The following is a 25,047-nucleotide window of genomic DNA, read 5'->3' on the forward strand; positions in this document are numbered from 1 at the left end:
GCAGCGAAGCATCTCGCTCGGGGCAGTAATTCAATCGTTGAAAAAGGATTAGTGGTGGCACGCGAGATGCTTCGCTGCGCGCTGCATGACGGGCTTTCCCCCCTTGCCCTCATTCCCTCACTCCCTCCTTCCCCCACTCCCTACAGCGGGGTGGCCCACCAGCCGGCTTCGTTGCTTTGCACCGCTACGCCGCCGGCGGTTTGGTAATATTCTTCCACGCATTCCCGAAAACCGGAGTTGTTGGTGCTGGCAAAGCACACGGCGTGGTCAGCAAGGGGCAGCGGGCCCGTGTGCACCGTAAACACGCTGCCTCGCTCTGCTTTGGTGATGATGAGGTAGGTGGTGTCGCTCAGCTTGTTGGTGGTGGTTTCGAACATCTGCCCGTACGCTTTGTCGGGCGTCACCTCGCCGCGGAGCGACTTGTTGCCGGGCGGATGCTGCAGGACGCCTGCCTGTCCGTTTTTGTCGCAGCTCACCAGCGCCGCCGATGCCAGCACCAGGGCAACACGTGAATATCGTAGAAGTGTACGTCTCATACTAGCAAGTGAAAGTGACCAGAGTACAAACTCATCATTAAGGGGAAACCAGCCGTTAGTGTCCAGCCCCTTCAAGTTTGAGCGTCCAATATAATCCGCTTTTACTTCTATGTTATGCAGAGAACATAATATTATAGAATTCTCGCAGTGGCTAAGGTTCTCCTATGGTCACTGAGCTTTTAATTGCCAGTTGCCTGCGTTCAGGATTCTGCCGGAACCTTGCTTTGCAGAAAGCCCACCAATACTTCCAGCCCTTTATCAAAGTGGCGGTTGTTGGGAATCACGACGTCGGCGTAGTGCTTGTACGGGGCAATGAACTGCTCGTAAGTCGGGGCCACGTGGTGGGTGTAGCGGTACAGCACGTCGGCGAGGTCGTAGCCGCGCTCGTCCCGGTCGCGAATGATGCGGCGATGCAGCTTCACGTGTTCTTGGGCGTCGATGTACACCTTCAAGTCGAGCAGCTTGGCAATCTCCTCGAAGTGAAACACGAAAATGCCTTCCACCACCACAATGGGCGCCGGCCGAAACACCAGTTCTTTGGGCACCGCCGACGCGTTGTTGAAGGTGTATTCTTTGCGGCGTACCTCGTGGCCCTGGCTGATGCGGAGCACGTCTTGGGCATAGGCCGCGGCGTCGATGCTGGCCGGCAAGTCAAAGTTCTCAACCCCCATGTCGTCGCGCATCTGCTTTTCGCGGGGGTGGTAATAATTATCCTGCGAAATGAGGCAAATCTGCTCTTCGGGAAAGGCGGCCAACAGTCGGCGCAAAAACGTGGTTTTGCCAGAGGCGCTGCCGCCGGTAATGCCAATTAGATACGGGGTGTGCATAGCGGGCAAAGATAACGCTTCGCTTAATGAGGAAGGAGAAAGGAAGAATGAGCAACAAAAAAATTGCCGTTGAGTCCAACCATTCCTCGTTCAACCATTCCTCATTCTTCATTCAAAAAGGCGAGCAGTTTCATCACCGCGCGGGCCCGGTGGCTGATGCGGTTTTTCTCGGCGCTAGTCATTTCGGCGAAGGTGCGGCCATCGCCTTCGGCCGGCACAAACACGGGGTCGTACCCGAAGCCCCGCGCCCCGCGCCCGGCTTCGGTAATGTGGCCGTCCACTTCCCCGGCAAACTCGCGCACCGTGCCGTCGGCTTCCGCCAGGGCCACCACCGTGCGGAACCGGGCGCTGCGGTCAGCCGCGCCCGTCAGCTCCTGGAGCAGCTTGGTTACGTTGTCTTCGGCCAGGCGCTGGGGGCCGGCGTAGCGAGCCGAGTACACGCCGGGCGCGCCATTCAGGGCCGTTACTTCCAGGCCGGTATCGTCGGCAAAGCACGCCACGCTGTAGTGTTGCAGTACGTACTCGGCCTTTTGGCGGGCGTTGCCTTCCAGAGTGTCCTGCGTTTCGGGCAGTTCTTCGTGGCAGCCAATGTCGGCCAGGCTCAGCAGCGTGAGGCCAGCAGGCAGAAGCGGGCGTATCTCGGCGAGCTTGTGCTCGTTGTTAGAAGCAAAGCAAAGTTGGGCAATGGCCGGCATGCGGGAATGAGGGGTGAAAGGACGAATGGTGGGGCCGAAAGCCCGGCATGCGGGCTGCCCTAGCGAAACATCGACTTGATGGTGCCCCACGAGCGCTGCACCGCGCTGGGCGTGCCCACCAGCACCGTGAGGTAGCTTTGGTCGCCCTGCGCGCCGCGCACCGTGAGGCGGTAGGTATAGGGGCCGCCGGCTGTCGTGGTGGCCTGGGGAGTGGCGCTGCCGCTGCCAGGCACCGTGCGGTACACGTTGGCATCCATGAACTGGTACCGGCGCTGGCCGTTGGCTGCCACGGTGGCCACCTGGGTAAAGCTGGTTTCAGTGGCCGATTTGCGGGCCAATTCAAAACCCGTGACGTCGGTTTCGGTGCTCACTTCCCAATCCACGCGCACGCTGGTGCCGTTGTAAGAAGCGATGAAGAGCGTGAGCGAAGCCGCGTAGGCGGCCACGCTGCACAGCAGCAGCAGTACCAGGGGGCCAGAGTGGCGGAGTAGACGGCGGATGAGCACAGATTTCAGCACGCGCGACGGCACGGCCCCGAGTGTGGGCCGACTTCAAATGTACGACCTTTTGATAAAGTCAACAATGTGCCCAACGGGTGCTAACGTCGCCCAACGCCCGGAAAATGTTGGCTTGGTGGTTGGGTATTTAGGAGCTAAGCTGTACTTTTGCAGTCCCTTCCGCAAAATCGGCAGGGTTCAACTGGTAAAACCGGCCCCCGATATGAAAAAAGAAACCCATCCCGAGTACCAGGAAGTCGTGTTTCAGGACACTTCCTCGGATTTCAAGTTCATCACCCGCTCCACGATGAAGCCGACCGACACCATTACGATGGAAGACGGCAAGACGTACCCGCTGGTGAAAATTGAAGTGAGCAGTGCTTCGCACCCCTTCTACACCGGCAAAAACATGTTCATCGACACCGCCGGCCGTGTGGAGAAATTCCGCAGCCGCTACGCCAAGAAAGAGCAGAGCAGCGCCAACAAAGAATAGATTTTTGGTTATCAGTTGCTCGTTGTCAGTTACTAGGCTGAAAATAGAGCCGCTAAAAGCTCCCGGTGGCCCAGCTGCCGGGAGCTTTTCTTTTTACGGTAACCGAACTTTGCCGGCGGAGTTGCTTGCGGTCGGAAGCCGTCCCAAACCCGACAACTGACAACTATCAACTGACAACCAACTAGATGCACGTTCTGCTTTTCGACGACCCGGCCATCCGGCCGCATTTGTTGCCCTTCACCTTTACGAGGCCGGTGGCTGCCCTGCGCTGCGGCATTCTCACGCTGGCCGAGAAATGGCAGCACCGGCTGGCGGTGGCGTCGGTGGGCTACCTCACGCAGCCGCATTTGCAGGCCAAATTCCCGGCCGGCGACGTAAGCGGCGCGGCCCTCATCATCAACGGCGCCGTGTGCCCCGATGACTTGCTGGCGCGGCAAGTGCAGGCCTTGCAGCCGGGCCAAGCCTTGTATTACGACGAGCTATTGGTGGCCGCCCACGTGGCCGATGCCTCGCTGGTGGCCGAGCTGATTCAGGACGGCATTCCAGAAACCCGCCAAGTAGCCGAGCCCGTCACGGTCATTGACCGCCCGTGGCAGCTGTTTCTGCGCAACGGCGTGGAAATCCGCCGCGACTTTGCGCTCCTTACCCAAGGGCGTACTTCGCAGCCGGTGAACGACGCGCACACCATTGTGTACGGAGCCGAGAACATCTTCATCGAAGAGGGGGTGAAAATCCGGGCAGCCATTCTCAACGCGGAAAATGGCCCTATTTACCTGGGCAAAAATACCCAGGTGCAGGAAGGGGCCATCTTGAAAGGTCCGCTGGCGTTGTGCGAGGGCTCGCAGGTGAACCCAGGCGCCAAGCTGCGCGGCGACAACACCATTGGCCCGTTTTGCAAGGTGGGCGGCGAAGTGGGCAACAGCATCTTGCTGGGCTATTCCAACAAAGGGCACGATGGCTACCTTGGCAACTCGGTGATTGGCGAGTGGTGCAATCTGGGGGCGGACACCAACACCAGCAACATGAAGAACAACTACGCGTCGGTGAAGCTCTGGAGCCACGTGGCCGGCCGCTTCGTGGACACGGGTCAAACCTTCTGCGGCCTGATGATGGGCGACCATAGCAAGTGCGGCATCAACACCATGTTCAACACGGGCACGGTGGTGGGCGTGGGGGCCAATATTTTTGGGGCGGGCTTGCCGCGCACGTTTGTGCCCAGCTTCAGTTGGGGCGGTGCGGCGGGTTTTGAAACCTTCAAGCTGTCCAAAGTGAACGAAGTGGCCGAGCGAGCAATGGCCCGGCGCAGCGTGGCGTACACTGCCGTAGAGCAAGGCATTATGGAAGCGGTGTTCGAGGCGACGGCCAGAGACCGGGTTTGGGAACGAGAAAAAGCATGAGACCTTAACAATTTTTGGCACGGAGTTGAAAATGAGTAAAAAAGAGTTTCACGGAGGTCTTTGGCGCCCAGCTTCCCGACTCCGTGAAACTCTTTTTACTCTGCCTGTCTCCGTGCGAAATCAATGACGAGAACCTAAACCCAACATGACCTTCGCCGACATTCCCAACCAACTTCCTGTCAAGCGGCTGCTGCGCCAGTCGGTGCAGCGGCAGCACGTGGCGCACGCTCAGTTGTTTCGCGGGCAGGAGGGCGGCGCGGCGCTGGCATTGGCGCTGGCGTATGCGCAGTTTCTGAACTGCGAAGACCGCGCCTTGGATGGGGAAGACAGCTGCGGCCATTGCCCGGCCTGCACCAAGATTGCCAAGCTGGCCCACCCCGACCTGAACTTCATTGTGCCCGTGACCACCACCAAAACGGTGGCCAAGGACGCCGTAAGCAGCAAGTTCATGGCCGAGTGGCGCGCCTTTATGCTCGACAACCCTTACCAAGGCCTCAACGACTGGATGCAGCACATCGGGGCCGAGAACAAGCAGGGCAACATTTCCAAAGACGAGGCCGTGCAAATCCTGAAGCTGGTGTCGTTGAAAGCCTTTGAAGCCCGGTTTAAGATTGTCATCCTCTGGCTGCCCGAGCTGATGCACCCCGCCGCGGCCAACGCCGTGCTCAAGCTGCTGGAAGAGCCGCCGCCCGCCACCATCTTCCTGCTGGTGAGCGTTGCGCCCGAGCAATTGCTGCCCACCATCATCAGCCGGGTGCAACCGGTGGTGGTGCGGCCGTTTTCGGAAGACGACATCACGGCTTACCTGCGCGACGAATACCACGTTCCGGAGGTGAAAGCCCGCCAAGTGGCCCAATTGGCCGAAGGCAGCCTGGGGGCCGCCCTGGCCAGCCGCGACGCCAACGCCGACCACGACTACTTCGAGTTTTTCCGCGACTGGATGCGCCTGTGCTTTAACTACGGCAGCAAGGCGGCCGACATTTTAAAGAAAAGCGAGGAATTTCAGAAGCTGGGCCGCGAAAACCAGAAGGAAATGCTGGCGTATTCACTGGGCTTGGTGCGCAAAGTGTTGCTGTTCGGCATCGACCCGCAATTCGTTCCGCACCTCGCCGCGGGCGAGCAGCAGTTCGTCACGGGCTTTGCCAAATTCGTGACGCCGCGCAACGCCGATTTATTAACCAAAGAGCTGACCGACGCGCACTATCACATCGAACGCAATGCCAACCCGCGCATGGTGTTCGTGGATAGTTCGCTGCGCCTGGGCGGCTTTCTCAGGGTTTGACTGTTGAACGCTGCGGAGTAAAGGGGCGCAGCCGCCAACCCATTCAGCCCGCAGCACAGCGCACTCAAAACGCCCCCTCAAACCGAACCCTCTCCATGACCATTCGCCTCGCCACGCGCGCCAGCCGCCTCGCCCTTTGGCAAACCGAACACGTGGCCAGCCTGCTGCAACGGGCCGGTTTTGCCACCGAAATTGTGCCCATGCAAACCACCGGCGACGCCGTGCAAGACCGGTCGTTGGCCAAAATCGGTTCCAAAGGGGTATTCACCGAAGAGTTGGAACTGAGCTTGCTGCGCGGCGAAACTCATTTGGCCGTGCACTCGGCCAAAGACGTGCAAAGCAGCATTCCGCGCGAGCTGGAACTGCTGGCCTTCCTGGAGCGCGAACAGGTGAACGACGTGGTGCTGAGCTACCACGAAAGCTTTTCCCTCGACAAGCCGGGCATCGTGCTGGGCACCAGCAGCACCCGCCGCAAGGCCCAGCTGCGCCGCTACTACCCCGACGCCACCACGGCCGAGGCCCGCGGCAATCTTCAAACCCGCCTCCGCAAGCTCGAAGAAGGCCAGTTTGATGCGTTGGTGCTGGCGTACGCCGGCGTGCACCGCATGGGCTACGAGCACCTGGTGCGCTACACCCTGCCCGCCGACCGGTTTGTGCCCGCCACCGGCCAAGGCAGCATCGCCGTAGAATGCGCGGCCGCGCTTCCCGAAGACCTCAAAAGCCAGCTCAAAGCGGCGCTCGACCACCCCGCCACCCATACCTGCCTGCTGGCCGAGCGGGCCTTTCTGCACACCATGGAAGGCGGCTGCAGCATCCCGTCGTTTGCCCTGGCAACCTTGCACGGCGGGGAATTGCGCCTGCACGGGGGCCTCATCAGCTTGAGCGGCGAGGAGTACGTGGAGGAAATTCAAGCCGTGCCTGCCGCGGGCGATGCCCACGCTTTGGGCGTGTCCGTGGCCGATGCCGTGCTGGCCCGGGGAGGGCGCGAAATCCTGGCGAGCATCCGCGAGCACCGCGGGTAGCCGCGCCGCAAGCGCCGTGGAGGGCTTGTGCAGCCTATTTTTGCCCTTGTTCGCACTTTCAATTGTTACCTATGACTTCCAGAATTCGTGAAATTGGGTTGTGGCTGCTGCTGTTGCTGTGGGTGGCCGGGCCTGCCGCCGCGGCCGAAAAACCGCGCAAGTCTCCCAAGCCCAGCAGCAAAGACGAAGTAGTTACGCTCACGACCCCGCAAGGCGTCATCCGGTTGATTTTGTTCGATGACACCCCGCGGCACAAGGAGAACTTTCTAAAAAAGGCCAAGAGTGGTTTTTACGACGGCACCACTTTCCATCGGGTAATCCCGAATTTCATGATTCAGGGCGGCGACGCCAATTCCAAAGACTCCGACCCCAGCAACGACGGCTTGGGCAATCCGAACGATGCCACCATCCCGGCCGAGCTGGCTCCCGGCCACCAGCACAACTACGGCGCCCTGGCGGCGGCCCGCCAAGGCGACTACATCAACCCCAACCGGTCTAGCAGCATCACGCAGTTTTACCTGGTGCAAAACCACGACGGCACCCACTTCCTCGACGGCCAGTACACGGTCTTTGGGCAGGTAATTCAGGGGCTGGACGTCATCGACAAAATCGCCAACCTGCCCCGCGACGGCCGCGACCGTCCCACCGCCGACAGCAAAATGACCATGAAAGTGGAAAAGCTGAAGCGCAAAAAAATCACTAAGGACTACGGCTATACCTACCCGGCGCCAACGCCCCGGGTCAATTAGACGCCCGTGAGAATTCTCGTCACTGGTTCCAACGGTCTTTTGGGCCAAAAGCTGGTTGAACTGCTGCGGCAGCAGCCAGAAGTAGAGCTGGTGGCCACCTCCCGCGGCGCCAACAAGCTGGCAGACCTCTACCCCGACTTGCACTTTGCGCCGCTGGACGTCGCGGATGCTGCGCAGGTGCAGCGCGTGCTGGCACAAGTGCGCCCCACCCACGTCGTCCACACCGCGGCCATGACCAATGTGGACGAGTGCGAACTGAACCGCGACGACTGCTGGCGGCAAAACGTGACAGCCGTGGAACACCTCGTGGGGGCATGCGCCGCCCTCGACATCCACCTGACTCACTTGAGCACTGATTTCATCTTCAGCGGCGAGCACGGGCCGCTGGCCGAAGAAGCGGTGCCCGGCCCGGTCAATTTTTATGGCGAAAGCAAGCTGGCCGCCGAGCAGTTGGTCCTAGCCAGCCCCGGCCGCTGGGCCATTGCCCGCACGGTGCTGGTGTACGGCGTGGCCCACAATTACGGCCGCACCAATCTGGTGCTGTGGGTGCGCGACTCGCTGCGCGCTGGCAAGCCCATCAAAGTAGTGGCCGACCAATGGCGCACCCCCACGCTGGCCGAAGACTTGGCCCAGGGGTGCTGGCTGATTGCCCGGCACAGCGCCCAGGGGCTGTATCACATCAGCAGCGACGAGTTGCTCACGCCCCACGCCATGGCCTTGCGCGTGGCCGACTATTTTGGGCTCGACAAAAGCCTGATTGAAAAAGTAGACGCCAGCACCTTTTCCCAACCCGCGCGGCGCCCCGTCCGCACGGGCTTCATCATCGACAAAGCCCGGCGGGAACTGGGCTATTGCCCCCGCACCTTTGACGAAGGAATTGGCATTGTGGGGGCCCAAAGCCTTGGCCATTAGCCAAAAAAAACCCGCCGGGGTAGACGGCGGGTTTAAACTCAACAGGGGTAGCCGGTGAGCAGTAGAAGTAGGGTGAGAGTGAGGTTAAAGCTCGATAGAACGGTAATTGGTTGGCGATTAACGATTGCGCGTTAAGGCAAAAAGCTGGACGGTAGAAAGGGAGTACTTAAGATTGGGGCCACACACCCACCAGCAGGCCACCCACCAGCACGGCGGTGCGACCCAGCAAAGCAGCTTCGCCCAACGCACGCGGCACAACCATGCCGTCGGGAGTAACAAAATCAATACCCACGGAAATGGGACGGGCCAATCGGCTCGGGGTTTTAGGCTGTCTGGGGCTGGTTAAAGACGGGTAAATGAGCAAATACATAACGACTAACTGGAGGGTAGAGGAGGAGAGAGGCTGGCCAAGAGTCCTTATAATTGGCTCTAAGGCAATACAATGTTACTGGAGCATATTGCCTAAAAAAAGGACAGAACGCTTTTGAATGAGACATGAGAAATTGGACAGCATTACAAGAAAATCACAAGTTTTTGCCGGAAAATAATCACACCAACGGCATGTAGTATTTCTACAAATCACTGATAGGTATTGATAAGCAATTAGTTGTGTTTGCTGCTCTTGGGGCATGGCCGGTCGCCGGTTCTCGAAAAAAACCGTCGTTTGTGACATCGGACTCTTCAATGAAAGGACGAGCTTTCACCAAAAAAAGGCTTCTTCTTTTGGCCGTAAATAGACGCTATCCATCGTCTTTATTCTTACTTCTAGCTAAAATTGTAAGAGACAATATGCTGGTAGATAGGCAAATGACTGGAAATAAGAATGCCCACCAAGCCGAAGGCTCGCTCCGGACAGTGCCTAGCAAATAGCCCCAACTGGCTACGTTAGGCGGCAGGCCAATGCCCAAGAAGGACAAGGTGCTTTCCAGCCCCAAAAGGACCGCTATGCTAAGGGGAAAGGCCGTTCGCAACGGCTGGATGGCGTGGGGCAAAGCGTGAAATAACCACACCCGGCGGGCCGGAATGCCAGCAGCTTGCGCAGCTTCGACAAAAGGCAGGGCGCGAACCCGCAGCATCTGAGCGCGCACGAGCCGCGCCGGGTGTGCCCAAGCGGTGAACGCCAAAAGGACCAGTAAACTAGACATCGAAAGCCCTGCCCCGGCCGCAATACTAACCACCAGCACCAAGCGCGGGATGGTGTCGAGTGCGGTAGCCATTCCCATCACCGCCGAATCGAGCGGTACCGACCATGCCGGTGAAGGACGCTTACTGAAGCGGGCCAGCAGCCACCCACCCGCGCCGACAGCACCCAGCGCCAGCCCAACCACTGGCCAGGGCAGTTGCAGCCCCCACCACAAGCTTCCCAGCAGCAGGAGCCAAAGGGGGACAGGCAGCCGAAAAGCGTTGCCCCAAAAGCCTGCGCTGCCGCCGGCCAAGGCGCCAAGTGCGGCGGCTAGTACGGCGCCGGGCACGGTAAGCAGGACGGCCGTGCGGGCGCCGAATACCAGTAAGCTCAATACGTCACGGCCTTGAGGGTCGGTGCCCAGCCAATGCCCGCCAGGCTGGAAAGGTGGCTGCGCGATGTGCGCCAAGTCGGGTACCGAGGCAGCAAACGGCAACGGCAAGACACCGGCAGCCGCGGCTACCACCACTAATACAACCAGCCAAAGAGCAGCCAGCCTTCGGGGCCAGGAAGTCGGAATAACGGTTACGATTGCCACCTGATGCGGGGGTCGAGCCACCAATAGAAAAAATCGGCCAGCGCCAGGGCCAGCAGCCGAGCGGCGCCGGTGATAAGCACTCCGCCCACCAGCATGTGGTAATCGCGCGAGGCCGCGGCTTCGGCCAGCAGCCGTCCCATGCCCGGCAACGCAAAGATTACCTCCACCACCACTGCCCCGGCCACCAACGAGGGCAGCAGCTCGGCGAGTTGGGTAAAAGTGGGCAAGAGGGCATTGCGCAGGGCGTGATGCCGGACCACGGCCCCTTCGGCCAAGCCCTTGGCGCGGGCCGTGGTGGCGTAGTCGGCGCCTAGTTCCTGCGTTAGTGCCGCATCGAGTTGCAGCGTCAGTTCGGGCAGTGCCGTGAGCGTGAGCGCGAAGATGGGCAAGGCCATGTGCATGGCGTAGGTACCCACCCGCTCCCAACTGCCGGCTTCCACGTCGGAGGGTTGGTCGAGCCCGTACGCAGGAAACCACTCCAGCACGTCCGGATTGGCAAAGACGAGCAACAGGGCCAGCGCGACCACAAAAAGGGGAAGCCCGTGCACGGCGGCCAAAAATGCGCGCACCGGGCCTTGCCAGCGCGATTTTACAGAGAGGCGTTGGGCCAGGGCCAGGGCAGTCAGCACCGCCAACAAAGCCGCCGTGCCGGTGAGGGGCAAGGTGAAGGACAAGGCGTCGCGCAAACGGGAGAGCACGGGTTGACCCGTGCGGAAAGAGGTTCCCCAATTGCCCCGCAGCAGTCCACTCAGCCACCGGTGGTACTGATTGGCCGCCCCATTCCAGTGCCACCCCGCCGAAGTAATGCCCGAGCGCGGGCTGCGGCTAGCATAGAACAGCGGCAAATTCAATCCCAGTCGTTGGCTGATGGATGCTTCGGTGGCCCGGTTGCCGATGGTGGGCGTTGCATTGCCAGTGGTGCCCAGCTCCGCGGCATCGGGCATGGCCACCTGCACCGCGGCCGCAGCATCGCGGTGGCTCAGCAAAAAGACGATGGATGCCAAGGCCCACACGGCCAGCGCCGTTCGGACCAGGCGCCAGAATAACAGTTGTGCCATCAACTACGGTTGAGGTGGGGCATCGGCGACGCGTTCGGCCTCCGTGATGACGTAACCGGGCTTCAGGCTGGTGATTTGCAGGCCCTTGATGCGACGATTGACCGCCACGCGGTTCGACACAAAGAACAGCGGAACCAGCGGTGCTTCTTGCTGCAGCAAAGCCTGAAAGCGACGCAGGAGCTTGGCGCGTTCGGTTTCATTGGCGGCCTTGTTAATGGCCGTAACAAGTTGGTCAACGGCTGGCGAGCTAAAGCCCAAGGTATTGCCCGCCCCTTGCGAGTGAAATAAAGGCATGAAGTTGAACATGAACGGGTTGCCTCTCAGCATGCGCACGTATACGTCAAAGTCGCCCGCTTGCGCGGCCGCGGTGAAAGCGACCGATTCGGTGGGTTGGAGCGTGATGGGAATCCCAATTTGGGCTGCCGCTGCTTGGAACTGCAGCGCCACTGTGGCAAAGGCCGACTCGTCGGTTCGGTACCGGACCGTGAGCCGCAGTTGCTGCTGCGGCCCGGGGGCCAGTTGGCGCCGCCAGGTGGTTTCGGGACCTGTGCGCTGCCACCCGGCTTGGCGCAACAACTTCGTTGCGGCGTCGGGGTCGAACGGAATCAGGGCGAGGCTGTCGTTATAATTAGCGCGGTCGATGGGGCTGATGATGCTCGCGGTGCGTATGCCTTGGCCCATCTGGGTAGCTCGCAGCAGGCCCGCGGCGTCGAAGCAGCGGGCTAGGGCCTGGCGAGTGAGCTGGTCGGCCAGCGCCGGGCGGCGGTTGTTGAAGCCCGCCATCACCACGTCGAAAGACGGCGTCGAATAAAAATTTAGGCTTTTCGGACCAGTGGCGGACGCGCGCAGTCGGGCAAACTCGCGGGCTGGCATTTGCGGGTACACGTCCACATCGCCCCGTTGCAGGGCCAGCGTGGCGGTGGCGGCATCCGGAATAATGACGTAATCAAGCTGTTTGGGCCGGGCGCGCAACACCGCAGGAGCGGCCGGATGCAGTTGGTCGGCCCACCAGCGAGGCTTGCGCCGAAAGCGGAGGTACCGGTCTTTCTCCCATCTAATCAATTGGTAGGGCCCACAGCCTGCCACTTTGCTCGCCGACGGCCCCGTCGCCACGGCTCGGTAGCGTTGAACCACGGCCTGTGCTTCCGAATCCAGCGTGGGCGCGGGCTCGTGCTGCAAGGCGGCCAGCGTGTAGCGGCGCAGGAGGCCGCGGGGGTCCAGGTTGGCTTCGGAGAGGATAAAAAAGTCGCCCGAGGTGCGGGCGTACTCCACTGCCTGCCCGCGGCATACGATGGTGAAATCCCGCGGGGACGTGGGGCTTGCCTGCACGGCTTGGATGAAACGATACCGACTGCGCAGCATTTCGTTCGGCATGCCCGGGCAAAACATCAGCTTGAGTGTGAAGGCCACGTCGGTGGCCAGCACCGGCTGGCCGGTATCCCAGGCCGCCAGCGGCCGAATGCGGTAGCCCAAGCGGGTAAGCGAGTCTCCCACAAGCTGGACCGAAGGCAGCGACTCGGCCAGGGCGGGAGCAATGCGGTTGGTCGATGCTTCTGGTTGGAGTAGGCTAACGTGTAGCAAACTACTTGCATCGATGGCTGCTTGGTTGGCGAGCAGCAAGGGGTCCAGCGCTTCAGGGTCGCGGGCCCACAGTATTCGAATGGCGTCGTTCTGGGCTCGTTTCTTACCGCAACTGCATACTAGCAAGAGTATTGCGGCGCAAACGAGAATGCTAACGGAAAGGCGCTGCTTCACGCGGTACACTAGCCTATTACAACCCCGCTACAGAGGAGGAGCAATATAGGCACGAAACAGCACGAATTCATTTACGCGGCGATGTCACCGCCCCAGCCGCCGATGCCTCCCAGTGCTGCTACATCACCACCCCAGCCACCGATGCCACCGGCTGCGGCAATGTCGCCACCCCACCCGCCGATACCACCAGCTACCGCGATGTCGCCGCCCCAGCCGCCGATACCACCAGCTGCGGCAATATCACCGCCCCAGCCGCCAATGCCGCCAGCTACCGCGATGTCGCCGCCCCAACCACCAATGCCTCCCAGTGCGGCGATGTCGCCGCCCCAACCACCAATGCCTCCTGCTACGGCGGCGTGTGCTTCGGTGCTAACGGCTGCAGATGGCGAAACCGAAGTAGCTTGGGTTGCGCTCGAAGTGAAGCTAGAGAATTGAAACAGGGCGATGGCGAGGAATTGCAGCACGGTGGTTATGGGTTAAAAAGGTGTGTCAGATATTTGAGTGACACAAAGTTGACGCCTCCCAGAGCCGCATAAAAGGACACTATTCCTCTAAAGCTGACTTGTGTATAACTAATATAAAAAATAATTATAAAAAGAAAAAAATTAAATTTTAGCCTGGTAACATCCAAATGAGCTCCTGCTTAATCTACTTTCAGAAAAAATGTTCAATTTGTGACGTCAATGGCTTAAAAAGAGTTTAAAATTTCACAATACAAAGATTGAAGGGATAAGAGCAACATAAAAAGGAAAGAATTCGTGTTTTTGTGACATGGGTTTTATGCCGGTAAAATTTACAAAAACACTGAATCTGCGCTTGTAAAGCATTTTTATCATGAATGAAATTGCAAATTTGGCGCGAATTGTGACATCCAGAAGTCTGTCTTCTTTGCCAGTGCTGGACTTGCGAAGCCGTCAAACGAACAAAGAGAACCAGTTTGTGGCCGCTCTAACGGAAGCGCCGGAAGCCACCCAGCTGCAGGTGGTAAAAGCACTCTACGGCAAAGCCACTGCGGCAAACATGCGGGCGTTGCAGAAGCTTCAGTCGCGGGTACGAAGCAAACTGCTCAACCAACTCTACTTTCTTGACCATTCGGACCCGCGCCATTTGGTATCGCGCCGCTACGAATTGGAATGCTTGGATTTGCTACACAAGGTAAGCATTCTGTACGCCGAGCGAGAGTATAAAATGTCGGAGCATTTGCTGCAGCGCTGCCTGCGCATGGCCGAAACCGGCGAGTTTACGCAGTACGCAGTGCAGAGCGCACGCATGCTGCGCAATTTATACGCCGAACAGCGCCAGCCAATTCAATATAAAAAAATAACAAAAGTGCTGGCCAAGCACCAGCAGGTGCTGGCTTGGGAAGACGAAGCCGAGCAACTCTACACCGATACGCAGCTGGCCCTAAGCGGCACCGTGGCCGCCCGGCGGGCCGTGTTGAGCGTGTTGCCCGACCGCATTGTCCAATTGGAAGCCTTGCATCGACGCGCCAAAAGCTTTGGCACCTACAACGCCGTGTACCGGGCGCGGCTGGCGTACGAAGAGCTGCAGGGCAATTACCAGGAGATGATTAGGGTGACGGCTGCGGCTTCGCGCCGGCTACGCGACGGCAAGCTCAACGCCCGCCGGTTCGACATTCGCTTTAACCACTTCGTCAGCATCTACGCGTATTTGCGCAGCCGGCAGCCGGTGCAGGGGCTGCGCTTGGCCGAGGAGTACAACCGCGACTTCCACCCCTCGTCCAGCAACTGGTTCTACTTTCAGGAGCACCACGTGCTGCTGGCCCTGCACGCCCAGCAGTACGAGCGGGCGCAGCAGCTAATGGTTGTCATCACGCAAAATCCCGCTTACCTCATTCAGCGGGAGGCGGCTTTGCAGCGCTGGGACTTGTACAAAGGCTACATCGATTTTGTGTTGCCGCCGCAGCGGGTAACCACCGCGCGGCAGAAGCAGCTGGCCCAAATGGTGCTGCAGCTGCCCGAATACAGCCGCGACAAGCGCGGCCACAACGTGGCCATCCTGGTGCTGCAGCTGCTGTACTTCCTGCGCGAGCGCAACCTGGAGGCCGTGCTCCTGCGGCTGGAACGGCTGCGGAAGTACCAGCAGCGCCATCTCTACGAACCCACGACGCTGCGCAGCCGCTTGTTTTTGCGCCTGCTGCAGCTCATCGTCGAGAAAAATTTCGACGCGCCGCAGGCCGCCGAGCGCGGCAAAACCCTGCTGCAGCAACTGCGCGACACGCCGCCTCCCGGCAACGCCTTTGCCGAAGTCGAGATTATTCCCTACGAGCACCTGTGGGAGATTGTGCTGGGCCTGCTGCGCGAGGGCCCTCCCATTATAAATGATATGGGAGCCTAAAAAGCAACCGGGCCCCGACGCGACCAGCGCCGGGGCCCGGTTGCTGAAAGCCCGAGCGGTTTATGGCTCCACGACTACTTCACGCGTCACGCAGTGGCTGCCGATGCAGGCCGCCGAACCGTAGCCGCGCATGCTAAAGCGCACCGAGTAAGTGCCCGCGCGGCGAAACACGTGCTGGGCGGTGCGGCCCTGGGCCACCGCGCCGTCGCGAAAATCCCAAATGAGCTGCACGTTCTGGCAGGTAAGCAGCTGGGCATCGGGGGCGGCAAAGGCCACGGGCTGCCCCACGCGCACGCGGCTGGGCTGGGCCGTGAAATCCACCACGTCTTGCTGCACAAGATTGACGGGAATGTATTTCTGGCCGCGCCGCACCTCGCCGGTTTTGTCGTCGACCACGTCGAGCTGCACCACGTAGTTTTTGCGCTCCTTGTAACAATGCGTAATGGTGGGGCCCGTGAGGGTGGTGCCATCGCCCATGAGCCAGCGGTAGGTGAGGGGCCCGGCGGCGGGGTCAATAGAGGCGCGTCCGTCGAGGTCGACGCACATCATCAGGGGCAACGGGGGGCCGCACCGCACGCTGGTGGTGTCGCCGGCTTGCTGACCGCGGGCCGTGGTGCCTGCCCCAGCCACCAGCAGCACCGCAAGCAGGAAAAATTTGCCGCGAAGCGGGGCATCAACGAAACGCATACGGTGGAAGGGAATCTTTACGAGAAAGCGGATGGGGCACGGCGGGCGCTACGGGGCCGGGCTAGAACTTATTGAGCCGCTGCAGCACGTCGCGCAGGTAGGTTTGGCCCACGGAAATGTGTTTGCCGTCCACCAATACCGTGTTGTCTTCCAGGGCTTGGATGCGGTTGATGTTGACGATGAACGAGCGGTGGACGCGCACGAACCGGCTGCTGGGGAATTTCTCTTCTACGGCTTTCATCGTGCTATACACAATGAGTTTGCTCTGGCCCGTGACGATGTGCACGTAGTCGCCCAACGCCTCCACGTAGCGCACCTCGTCGAAACCGACGCGCACCAGCTTGTTGTCGACTTTCACGAAGGTGAACTCCGCGCCGGGCGAAGAGGCCTCGATGGCATCGGAGCCGGCCGTAGGCTGGCGTTGGGCTGCTTCGAGGGCTTTTTGGGAAGCTTGCAAAAAGCGCGGGTAGCTCACCGGCTTCACCAAATAGTCTACCACGGCTTGCTCGAAGGCTTGCACGGCGTACTCCTTGCTGCTGGTGATGAGCACGACCAAGGGCGGGTGTTGCAGGGTGCGCAGCAGGTCGATGCCCGACATCAGAGGCATTTCTACGTCCAGAAACAGCAGGTCAACGGGCTGGGTGCGGAGAGATTCGGCCGCTTCGACGGGGTTGTTGAAACTGCCGGTTGCGGTTAGAAAAGGCGTATTGGCAATGCAATTGAGCACAACTTGCACCGAAAGAGGGTCGTCGTCGACCACCAGGCAGCGCAGGGGAGATGTAGACATAGGTGGGAATACTGTTTTAGGCTGACGAATGTAGCTTCTACGGTTGGGTTATCAAGCGGTGGTGCGGGCTTCGAGCTGCGGATACAGCTCGGCCAGCTGCTGGCGGATGCTGGCCACCAACGGCTCGCAATACGGGCAGGCGGGGTGGCGGGCGGCGCGCTCCAGCTCGTCGAGCTGGGTATGAAGCACCGGCACGCCGAAATACGCCACCTGGCCCTTCAGCTTGTGGGCGGCCCGGGCCAGGCCCGGCGGGTCCTGCGGGCAGGTAGAAACCAATAAGGCCTCCATGGCCGGTGCTTCCTTGAGGAAGGTGGCCACAATCTGGCGCAGAAAGCCTTCGTTGCCGCCCGACAGCTCTTCAAGCAACCGCCAGTCGGGCCGGATTTTTGGGGCGGCAGAGTAGGAAGGTAGCAGGGCGGGAGGAAGAGCGGTGCCGTCTAGTGCAACGGCCGCTTGTTTCTGGGTTGCGGCGCCTTCATGCCCCGAAACATCCCGACCGGTATAATAAGCCAAGCGGGCGTACAGCACGGCTGGCTCGAAGGGCTTGGCCAGGGTATCGTTCATGCCGGCCGCCAGGGCCAGGGCCCGGTCTTCGGGAAGGACCGAGGCGGTGAGGCCAATGATGGGGAACTGCTCGGGGTCGGGGAAGCGCTGGCGCAGCTGGCGGGCGGCTTCGTAGCCGTCCATCTCGGGCATCTGCACGTCCATCAACACGGCGTCGAAAGGCACCGCGCCCGCGGCGGTGGCGGCCTCCACGGCCAAGCGGCCATTTTCGGCAATGACGACCTGCACGTTCCAAGCCTGCAGCGTTTTGCGGGCCACCAGCTGGTTGAGGGCGTTGTCTTCGGCCACCAGCACGCGCAGGGCCGGCTCGAAGGGTGCCAGCAGGCCCGCGTGGGCTTCGGGCTGGGCCGCGGCGGGGTCGGCTACTTCGTAAACCAGCTGGAAGAAAAACTCAGAGCCGCGGCCTTCCTCGCTGGTCACGCCCAGTTGGCCCCCGTGCAGCTGCACCAGGTTGCGGGCAATGCTCAAGCCCAGGCCGGTGCCGCCAAACTCGCGCGTAGTGGAGGTATTGGCCTGCGAGAAGTCTTCAAAAATGGCTCCCAGCTTGTCCTGCGGAATGCCAATGCCGGTGTCGCGCACCGCAAAACGGAGGGCCACACGAGAAGCAACGGAGGGTGTATCCGCGCCATCGTCGGCCAGCGCCACGCTTACCGTGACGCCGCCCTGGCGGGTGAACTTAATGGCGTTGCCCACCAGGTTCACCAATATCTGATTGAGCCGGACGGGGTCGCCCAGCACGGCGGCTGGCACGCCCGGCGCTACCTCCACATGCAGAAACAGCCCCTTGCTTTCGGTGGCGAACTTGAACATGGCCCCGAGCCGGCGCACGGCTTCGGGCAGCCGGAAAGGCACTTGCTCCAGCGACAGCTTGCCGGCCTCCATCTTGGAGCTGTCGAGGATGTCGTTGATGATGACCAGCAGGTTTTGCGACGACGACTCGATGGCCGTGAGGTATTCGCCCTGCTCGGTGGTGGGCCGGGTGGCTTGCAGCAAGTTGGTGAGGCCGATGACGGCGTTCATCGGGGTACGAATTTCGTGGCTCATATTGGCCAGAAACTGCGCCTTGGCCTTGCGCGACGCCTCGGCCGCGTCGCGTGCCACCACCAGGTCGGCGTTGATGTCCTCGATGTGGGCTTTCTGCTGGCGCAGCTCGGCGGTGCGCTCTTCCACGGTGCGCTCAAGCACCAGCTGGGTTTCCCGCAGGGCCCGCTCCCGGTACCGCACTATGCCCAGCACCAGCCCACCCGCGCCAAGCATCACCAGCCCCGCAAACCACCACGTGCGCCAAAACGGCGTGGCAATGCCAAACCGCGCCGCCGCCACGGGGCTCCAAGGCCCGGCCATTCCCCGCCGCACCCGCACTTCCAGCGTATAACGCCCCGCGTCGAGCCCCGGAAACTGGGCTTCGGGCGAGAGGCTGGGGCGGCTCCACGCATCCGATAGGCCCCGCAGCCGGTGTTGGTATTCCAAAGGTTCGCCGCTGGCGGCCAAGCTCAAGCCCTCAAAATCGAAGCTCACCCGGTGGCGCGTCGCCGATAATTCGCCCAAGCCCGTTACCGGGCGCGGGGCGCCGTCGACTTCGGCCGCTGCCAGCACCAAGCCGGGCGGCAATTGCCGGGTCCGCGCCAGAGCTTCCCGCACATCGATGCGCACCAAGCCGGCGCGGGTGGCGGCCCACGCGGCGGGCCGGCTGCCCGAGGCAAGGGCCAAGGGCCCGCGGCTGTCGCGCACCAGGGTATCGGTGGCCGCGGCCAAGGGGGTGAAAGTGCCCGCTTTGGCGTCGAACAAGGTGAGGCCTTGCAAGTGCGAAAGCAGCAGCCACCGGCCGGCATCGGCAATTCCTACCAGCCGCGGCAGGGCCAGCAGGCCATACACAAAGTTGGGGGAAGGGCTGTGGTCGGCCCCATAATGACGCCAGGAGTTGCCCGTGAGGCAATACAGGCCCTGCCCTTCGGTGCCCACCCACACGCGGCCCGCGGCGTCTTCGGCAAAACTGCTGACGGACACCCCGGTGCTGCTGAGCCGATAATAGGCAAACTGCTGGCTGGCGGGAGAATAGGCGGCCAGGCCCGTGCCGTGGGTGCCCACCCACACCCGGCCCCGGCCGTCGGCCAGCAGCGCATAGATGGTGTTGTGCAGCAGCCCTTCGGCCGTGGTGAAGTGGCGCACGGGCAAGGTAGTGTCGGCAGGCAGTTGGTAGAGGCCGTCGGCGGCGGTGCCCACCCACAAGCCGCTGCCGGCCGAGTAGGCCAGGGCCGTGATGTCGAGAGCAGCTGGCAATTCGCGTACGCGCCGGGCGGCTTGGCGCAGCGGGTACTGCCACAGGCCCTCGCCGGCCGTGCCGGCCCAGTACCCCCGCCCACCGGGCTGCGCCAGCACGGCCCGAACGGGCACCGTCGGTCCGCGGCTGGGCAGTTTTCCGGGTTTGCCCTTGGCGTCAGCAGTTTGCAGGCCTGCTGCGGTGCCCACCACCAGGCTGCCGCGCGGGCCGGGGCACAAGGCCAGGGGCGCTGCGCCACCCACCGGCGTGGGGTACCGCTGCAAGTGCCGGTCCGAATGCCGCCACAGGCCCTGGCCGGCCGTGCCCAGCCAGGTGTTGCCTTCCCGGTCTTCGAGCAGGCAAATGGGCACCACGCTGCTGGGCAAGCGCAGCTGGTAGCGCCGCAGGTAGCGGCCAATGGCGGCCGTGTCGACCGGGGGCGGGCCGTCGGTGGCCAGCCGCAGGCCGGCTGGCGCCGTGGCCCGGTCGGTGGCCTCAAACGGCCCGGTGGGCTGCTTGCGAACCGAAATTCCGCCCAAATAATGCCCCACCCACAGCCGGCCGCTGGCCGAGTCTTCGCGCAAGGACACCACGAAATCTTCGGCCAGGCCGTCGGTTTTGGTGAAGGTCACAAAGCGGTTGCCGTCGTAGCGCAGCAGGCCCTCGCCGGTGCCCAGCCAGAGGTAACCCTGCCGGTCTTGCAGCAGGGCGTAGATGAACGTGGGGCGCAATCCTTCGGCTGGCCCAAACTGGCGCACAAATGCCTGCTGCGCACTGGCCAGCCGCGTGAGCAGCACCAGGGCCACCCACAACATCAGGCCCGCGTGCCGGGCGCGAAAAAAGGACACGATTACTTTCAAACAGCAAAGGCAAGCCACCCGGCGTGCTACTCAATTGGACCTACAAGGTAAACGGCTGCCCGCCAACTCACCGGTTGGCAAAGTGCAAGCCTGCCTTCAGATAAGCCTGCTACGGGTGGCTTTCTACTTGGCAGTCACCTCGAACTCGGTGCGACGGTTGAGCTGGCGGCCGGCTTTGGTGGCGTTGGGGGCCACGGGCTTGGTCTCGCCGTAGCCGGCGGCCGTGAGGCGGGCAGCCGCAATGCCGTGCTGCGTGAGATAGGTCACCACAGCTTGGGCCCGACGCTGGCTCAAGTCTTGGTTTTTGGCGTCCTCGCCCACGTTGTCGGTGTGGCCGGCCATTTCCAGCTTCAGGGCGGGCGTTTCGGTCAGCAGCTTTTGCAGGCGCTCCAGCTCGGCGGTGCTTTCGGGGCGCAGGGTGGCTTTGCCGGTGTCGAAGAAAATGTTGCGCAGCACAATGGTGGTGCCCACTTCCAGCCGCTTCATGGCCACGTCTTTCACCACTTCGGCGTAGGCCGCGCCGGCGGGCAGGTCGAAGTTTTCGGAGTGGAAAAGGTAGCCGTCTTGTCGCACCACAATGCCGTAGTTGGTGCCCGAGGGCAAGCTCACCAGGTACTTGCCCGAAGTGGCGTTGCTGCGGAAGGTGGCAATGGTCTGGCCGCTGGTGTTGTCGATGAGGTCGATGGCGGCGTCGAGCGGCTGCTTGGTGGCGTCGTCGGTCACGGTGCCTTTGAGGATGGTGACCTGGGCCGTGGCCACCGCCACGGCGGGGGCCAGCACCGTTTGCTTTACCGGGGCCAGGCGCGAGGCCAGCAGTTGGTCTTCTTCGTTCAGCAGCGGCTGTTTTTCGGGACCCAGAAAGGTGATGCGGTAAATGTCTTTGGCCCCAAGGCCGCCGGGCCGGTCGCTGGAGTAGTAGCCGTGCCGCCCCGAGGCCGACGTCACGAAAAACACGTCATCGTCGGGCGTATTGATGGGCCAGCCCAGGTTCTCAGGCGTGCTCCATTTGCCGTTTTCAAACACCGATTTGAAGATGTCATATCCGCCCATGGAGTTGTGCCCTTCCGAAGAAAAGTACAGCGTTTTGCCATCGGGAGCCATAAAAGCGCCTTCCTCCCCGTATGCCGTGTTGATGGTGGAGCCCAGGTTAACGGGCGGGGCCTTGCTTTCCATTTCCACCTTGTAAATGTCCGACCCACCCAGGCCGCCCTCGGGCCGGTTGCTCACGAAGTACAGGTAGCGGCCGTCGGGCGAGTAGCTGGCCGAACTCTCGTGGCTCTTGGTGTTGATGCGTGAGCCAAGCTGCTTGGGCTTGCTCCAAGCCGTGCCGGTGAGGTTGGCCTCCAGCAGGTCGCCGCCGTTGGAGCCCGCGTACACGAGCATGCGCTGGCCGTCGGGGGCCAGGCCCACGGTGGCGTTGTGGTCGTCGGTATTCACCGGCGCGCCCAGGTTCACGGCGCGGCTCCAGGCCTTGCCCCGCCAGTTGGCCTGGTAGATGTCTTCGAAATAATCGTTGCCTTCGGGGTCGTTCTTGCCGCCCGTGGAGCCCGCCCGGCGTGAGGTGATGACAATGGTGGACTCGTCGGCTGAAATCACCGGCCCGTAGTCCGACGCGGGCGAGTTTAACTCCGGCCCCGCGTTGTCGATGAACACGCGCACGGGCTTGGCCATGAGCTGCTTGCCGTTGCGGCATTCCTGCATCCGGCGCTGCAAGTCGTTGGCCGTCACGGCGCCCGCATCGCCGTTGCGGGTGTTGCTTCCCACGGGCTGGGCCTGCTGGTATTCGGCCAGGGCCTCCGTCCATTTGGCGCTCAGGTGCAAGGCGCGGGCCAGCAGGTAGTGGGTGCGGGCATCGGCCGTGGCGTCGAGCTTGGCCGCTTTTTGTAAGTAGGGAAGGGCGGCCGTTTTCCGGGCAGAGTTCAGGTAGCAGTCGCCAATTTTTACATTCAGGCTGGCGTTGTTGGGGTTGAGCTCTTGAGCTGCCAAATAATGCGGCAGCGCGTCGGCGTAGCGCGGCGGGTCGGCCCGGTACTCGGTGTCGCCGTCTTTCAGCTCGCGCAGGGCATTGCGCAGGCCTTCTTTATTGTCCGAGAACTGGTCTTTGGTAAACTCCACGCTTTGAGCGGCTGCCGGCAGGGCGCCGGCAAGCGCCAGCAGAAATAGCAGGCGGGTAAAAACAGGCTTCATAATAGAAATTAAACGGTCATGCAGAGCGCAGCGAAGCATCTCGCGTGCATTAGCTAATTACTACCACAAGCGAGATGCTTCGCTGCGCTCTGCATGACCGTTTTCTTATTCCGTTGCCTCGCCGGCACACCCGGCGGCCGCAGCGTAGGTGTTGCCCACGGCCAGGCCCAACTCCGCCGCCTTGCGCCAGTCCTGGCAGGCTTCCTCGGCCTGGCGCAGCATTTCGCGGGCGTGGCCGCGGGTCAGGTAGGCCTCGGCGTAGTCGGCTTTCAGCTTGATGGCCTCGCTGGCATCGGCGGCGGCCAGGGCATACTTTTCCAGTTTCAGCTGCGCGGCGGCGCGGTTGTTCCACGCAAAGGCGTAGGCCGCGTCGAGCTTGATGGCCTGGCTAAAATCGGCAATGGCGCCGGCGTAGTCCTTGTTTTCGAAGCGGGCGCTGCCGCGGTTGTTAAAGGCCAAGGGGTTGTCGGCTTTCTTGGCGATGTAGGCGTCGTAGTCGCGCAGGGCCTCGGGCAGCTGGCCGGTGCGGCGCTCAGCCGTGGCCCGGTTGAGCAGGGCGGGCAGCAAGTCCGGCTGCAAGGCCAGGGCCTGCGAGTAGTCCTGCGCGGCGGCGGCGTAGGAGCCGAGCTTCTGTTGGGCGCTGCCCCGGTCGTGGTAGGCATAAGCCATTTTGGGGTCGGCTTTGATGGCGCCATCAAAATCGTCGCGGGCGGCTTGGTACTCGCCCTTTTCGAAGCGCAGCACGCCGCGGTTGTACCAAGCGGGGGCGTAGTCGGGCTTGGCCTTTAGGGCTTCGGTGTAGTCCTGGTCGGCTTCGGTAAGCTGCTTTTGGGCCTCGCGCACCCGGGCCCGGCCAAAAAAGCCGGCGTAGTTGCCGGGTTCCAGCTTGAGGGCTTGGTCGTAATCGGCCAGCGCCTGTGGGTATTCTTTGAGTTCGTAGCGGGTGGCGGCCCGGTTGGTGTAAGCCGACGCAAAGTCGGGTTTGGCCGCAATGGCTTGGTTGAAGCTGGCCAGGGCCGCTGGGTAGCTCTGGGCGTTGAAGCTAGCCAGGCCGCTGTTGTAAGATTTTTCGGCTAGCTGGGGGCCCGGCAAGGTGCTGGCCCGCACGGTATCCACCTGCGCTCGCACCGCGAGAGGAGCCCCCAGCAACAAGAAAAAAAGTAGAGTATTTTGTAACATATCAAGCTTATAGGCCAAATAGAGAGCATATGAAGCGAAGATATTGCATTTTTTATTTTTAACCAACAACCCAGCCGCTTGAACTACCCCGGACTTTGCGCCAGGCTAGCACGAGCGGCTGGGTTGAGGAAGTCCTACTTGGCCTTCTGTTTCGGCATCTTGCCAAAAATGCTTTTGGGCAGCATCATGTGGGCACCACGCGTTCCGTCTACCACCTGCGTGGTGTTGAGGTCGCCAGCCACGCTGCACAGCATGTAAGCGTCGTCGCGTGTGAGGTGCTTTTCGGCCACTAGGAAGGCAATCATTTCGCGCACCGCGTCCTTGGCGGCCAGCGTCAAGTCCTCGTTCAGGCCCATGCTGATGTAGGCGGTTGGGGTTTCGGCGCGCGGCAAGGTGAGGTGCATGTCTTTGCGCACGATGAACTGCAGCGAGCCGGTGAGCGAGGTTTCCAGGGCCGTAATATCAACCTCGCCGTTGCCCTGGCCGGCGTGCCCGTCGCCCACAAAAAACAGGGCTCCCGCTACGTGCACCGGCAAATACAACGTAGTGCCGGCCACCAGCTCTTTATTGTCTAGGTTGCCGCCGTGGATGCCGGGCGGCGCACTGTTGATGCGGCCTGCCGCCGCTGGCGGGGCCACGCCCATGCTCCCAAAAAACGGCCGCAGCGGTACGTCGATGCCGGGCAAAAAATGCGCCACCATCTTCTTCTTGTCCAGCGGGACGATTTTCATCTTGGCGTAGCCAAAATCTTCGGGAATGAATCCACTTTTGGCCCCAAAGGCATTGTAGGCGTAGGAAATTGCCAAGTCGATTGACCTGACTCGCACCTCCAGCACGTCGCCGGGTTGGGCGCCTTCCACGAAAATGGGCCCGGTGAGGATGTGCCCGCCCGGGCCTTTGTTTGTCACGTGCTCCGTAATGTCGCGCAGCGCGGGCTCTACGTCTGCAGCCGGCACGCCAGCGCCTTCTAGCCGGGCCGGCGTGGAAGTAATTAGGGTGTGCACGCGCACTGTTTCTCCTGATTTAATGCGCAGCACTGGCGGCGCGGCGGCATCGTAATAGCCCCAGGCCGCAGTAGCGGGCGTGATGGGCAACTCGTGCTGGGCTAGGGCGGGCATGGTCCAGCCGGTGCTGGCCAGCAGAAAAAAGAGGTATCGGTTTTTCATGCCGACAAGTTCGCACTGAGATTATCTTTTGTGGACAACAAAATCAAGCTGAGCT

22 protein-coding genes are annotated in these 25,047 nt (G+C 61.6%); 7 read left to right on the forward strand and 15 right to left on the reverse strand.

Features of this window, described 5'->3' with window-relative positions:
• Window positions 1-140: 140 nt before the first annotated feature.
• The 4 genes from VF629_RS24395 to VF629_RS24410 all read right to left on the reverse strand — a co-directional run bounded on the left by VF629_RS24395 (window position 141) and on the right by VF629_RS24410 (window position 2,564).
• On the reverse strand, window positions 141-536 hold the full coding sequence (locus VF629_RS24395) for a hypothetical protein (RefSeq protein ID WP_331061127.1): 396 nt from the start codon (window positions 534-536) through the stop codon (window positions 141-143).
• Between the two features lie 200 nt (window positions 537-736).
• Window positions 737-1,363, reverse strand: coding sequence for a uridine kinase (locus tag VF629_RS24400; RefSeq protein ID WP_331061128.1), 627 nt, complete (start codon window positions 1,361-1,363; stop codon window positions 737-739).
• 101 nt (window positions 1,364-1,464) lie between these two features.
• On the reverse strand, window positions 1,465-2,058 hold the full coding sequence (gene rdgB, locus VF629_RS24405; RefSeq protein WP_331061129.1) for an RdgB/HAM1 family non-canonical purine NTP pyrophosphatase: 594 nt from the start codon (window positions 2,056-2,058) through the stop codon (window positions 1,465-1,467).
• 59 nt (window positions 2,059-2,117) lie between these two features.
• Entirely contained in the window at window positions 2,118-2,564 is a 447-nt protein-coding gene (locus VF629_RS24410) for a hypothetical protein (protein ID WP_331061130.1), read from the reverse strand.
• 214 nt (window positions 2,565-2,778) lie between these two features.
• Here VF629_RS24410 and VF629_RS24415 point away from each other — a divergent pair, with 214 nt between their 5' ends.
• The 6 genes from VF629_RS24415 to VF629_RS24440 all read left to right on the forward strand — a co-directional run bounded on the left by VF629_RS24415 (window position 2,779) and on the right by VF629_RS24440 (window position 8,410).
• Window positions 2,779-3,048 (forward strand): type B 50S ribosomal protein L31, encoded by a 270-nt coding sequence (locus VF629_RS24415; protein ID WP_035557454.1) that lies wholly within the window; start codon window positions 2,779-2,781, stop codon window positions 3,046-3,048.
• A 185-nt stretch (window positions 3,049-3,233) separates the two neighbouring features.
• Entirely contained in the window at window positions 3,234-4,445 is a 1,212-nt protein-coding gene (locus VF629_RS24420; protein WP_331061131.1) for a GlmU family protein, read from the forward strand.
• A 145-nt stretch (window positions 4,446-4,590) separates the two neighbouring features.
• The gene (locus VF629_RS24425; protein ID WP_331061132.1) at window positions 4,591-5,727 is read left to right on the forward strand and encodes a DNA polymerase III subunit delta; all 1,137 of its coding nucleotides are present in this window, start codon (window positions 4,591-4,593) and stop codon (window positions 5,725-5,727) included.
• A 95-nt stretch (window positions 5,728-5,822) separates the two neighbouring features.
• Complete coding sequence (gene hemC, locus VF629_RS24430) at window positions 5,823-6,749, forward strand: hydroxymethylbilane synthase (protein WP_331061133.1); 927 nt, start codon at window positions 5,823-5,825, stop codon at window positions 6,747-6,749.
• 71 nt (window positions 6,750-6,820) lie between these two features.
• Window positions 6,821-7,498, forward strand: a complete 678-nt coding sequence (locus VF629_RS24435; protein WP_331061134.1) for a peptidylprolyl isomerase — start codon at window positions 6,821-6,823, stop codon at window positions 7,496-7,498.
• A 6-nt stretch (window positions 7,499-7,504) separates the two neighbouring features.
• Window positions 7,505-8,410, forward strand: a complete 906-nt coding sequence (locus tag VF629_RS24440) for an NAD(P)-dependent oxidoreductase (RefSeq protein WP_331061135.1) — start codon at window positions 7,505-7,507, stop codon at window positions 8,408-8,410.
• A 166-nt stretch (window positions 8,411-8,576) separates the two neighbouring features.
• On the opposite strand, the gene VF629_RS24445 is transcribed toward VF629_RS24440, so the two are convergent.
• The 5 genes from VF629_RS24445 to VF629_RS24460 all read right to left on the reverse strand — a co-directional run bounded on the left by VF629_RS24445 (window position 8,577) and on the right by VF629_RS24460 (window position 13,408).
• Window positions 8,577-8,720, reverse strand: coding sequence for a hypothetical protein (locus VF629_RS24445; protein ID WP_331061136.1), 144 nt, complete (start codon window positions 8,718-8,720; stop codon window positions 8,577-8,579).
• Between the two features lie 430 nt (window positions 8,721-9,150).
• Entirely contained in the window at window positions 9,151-10,152 is a 1,002-nt protein-coding gene (locus VF629_RS25860) for an ABC transporter permease (RefSeq protein ID WP_414653932.1), read from the reverse strand.
• The gene (locus VF629_RS24450) at window positions 10,119-11,189 is read right to left on the reverse strand and encodes an ABC transporter permease (protein ID WP_331061137.1); all 1,071 of its coding nucleotides are present in this window, start codon (window positions 11,187-11,189) and stop codon (window positions 10,119-10,121) included. Before VF629_RS24450 ends, VF629_RS25860 begins: the two co-directional genes overlap by 34 nt.
• 3 nt (window positions 11,190-11,192) lie before the next feature.
• Window positions 11,193-12,896: an ABC transporter substrate-binding protein gene (locus VF629_RS24455; RefSeq protein WP_331061138.1), complete on the reverse strand. Its 1,704-nt coding sequence runs from the start codon at window positions 12,894-12,896 to the stop codon at window positions 11,193-11,195.
• A 119-nt stretch (window positions 12,897-13,015) separates the two neighbouring features.
• The gene (locus VF629_RS24460) at window positions 13,016-13,408 is read right to left on the reverse strand and encodes a hypothetical protein (protein ID WP_331061139.1); all 393 of its coding nucleotides are present in this window, start codon (window positions 13,406-13,408) and stop codon (window positions 13,016-13,018) included.
• Between the two features lie 475 nt (window positions 13,409-13,883).
• Between VF629_RS24460 and VF629_RS24465 the strand changes: the two genes are divergently transcribed.
• On the forward strand, window positions 13,884-15,302 hold the full coding sequence (locus VF629_RS24465; protein ID WP_331061140.1) for a hypothetical protein: 1,419 nt from the start codon (window positions 13,884-13,886) through the stop codon (window positions 15,300-15,302).
• A gap of 60 nt (window positions 15,303-15,362) precedes the next feature.
• Here VF629_RS24465 and VF629_RS24470 read toward each other — a convergent pair whose 3' ends face one another.
• From VF629_RS24470 to VF629_RS24495, 6 genes are all read right to left on the reverse strand, one after another.
• Complete coding sequence (locus VF629_RS24470; protein WP_331061141.1) at window positions 15,363-15,989, reverse strand: PKD domain-containing protein; 627 nt, start codon at window positions 15,987-15,989, stop codon at window positions 15,363-15,365.
• 61 nt (window positions 15,990-16,050) lie between these two features.
• Window positions 16,051-16,776: a LytTR family DNA-binding domain-containing protein gene (locus VF629_RS24475; protein ID WP_331061142.1), complete on the reverse strand. Its 726-nt coding sequence runs from the start codon at window positions 16,774-16,776 to the stop codon at window positions 16,051-16,053.
• Window positions 16,777-16,827: 51 nt separating this feature from the next.
• Window positions 16,828-20,460, reverse strand: coding sequence for a hybrid sensor histidine kinase/response regulator (locus tag VF629_RS24480; RefSeq protein ID WP_331061143.1), 3,633 nt, complete (start codon window positions 20,458-20,460; stop codon window positions 16,828-16,830).
• Window positions 20,461-20,583: 123 nt separating this feature from the next.
• A complete protein-coding gene (locus tag VF629_RS24485) occupies window positions 20,584-22,647 on the reverse strand; it encodes an OmpA family protein (RefSeq protein WP_331061144.1) in 2,064 nt (687 codons plus the stop codon).
• A gap of 105 nt (window positions 22,648-22,752) precedes the next feature.
• On the reverse strand, window positions 22,753-23,796 hold the full coding sequence (locus VF629_RS24490) for a tetratricopeptide repeat protein (protein ID WP_331061145.1): 1,044 nt from the start codon (window positions 23,794-23,796) through the stop codon (window positions 22,753-22,755).
• A gap of 164 nt (window positions 23,797-23,960) precedes the next feature.
• The gene (locus VF629_RS24495; RefSeq protein WP_331061146.1) at window positions 23,961-24,992 is read right to left on the reverse strand and encodes an acetamidase/formamidase family protein; all 1,032 of its coding nucleotides are present in this window, start codon (window positions 24,990-24,992) and stop codon (window positions 23,961-23,963) included.
• Between the last annotated feature and the right edge of the window lie 55 nt (window positions 24,993-25,047).

This window comes from Hymenobacter sp., assembly GCF_036388155.1.
GTDB lineage: Bacteria > Bacteroidota > Bacteroidia > Cytophagales > Hymenobacteraceae > Hymenobacter.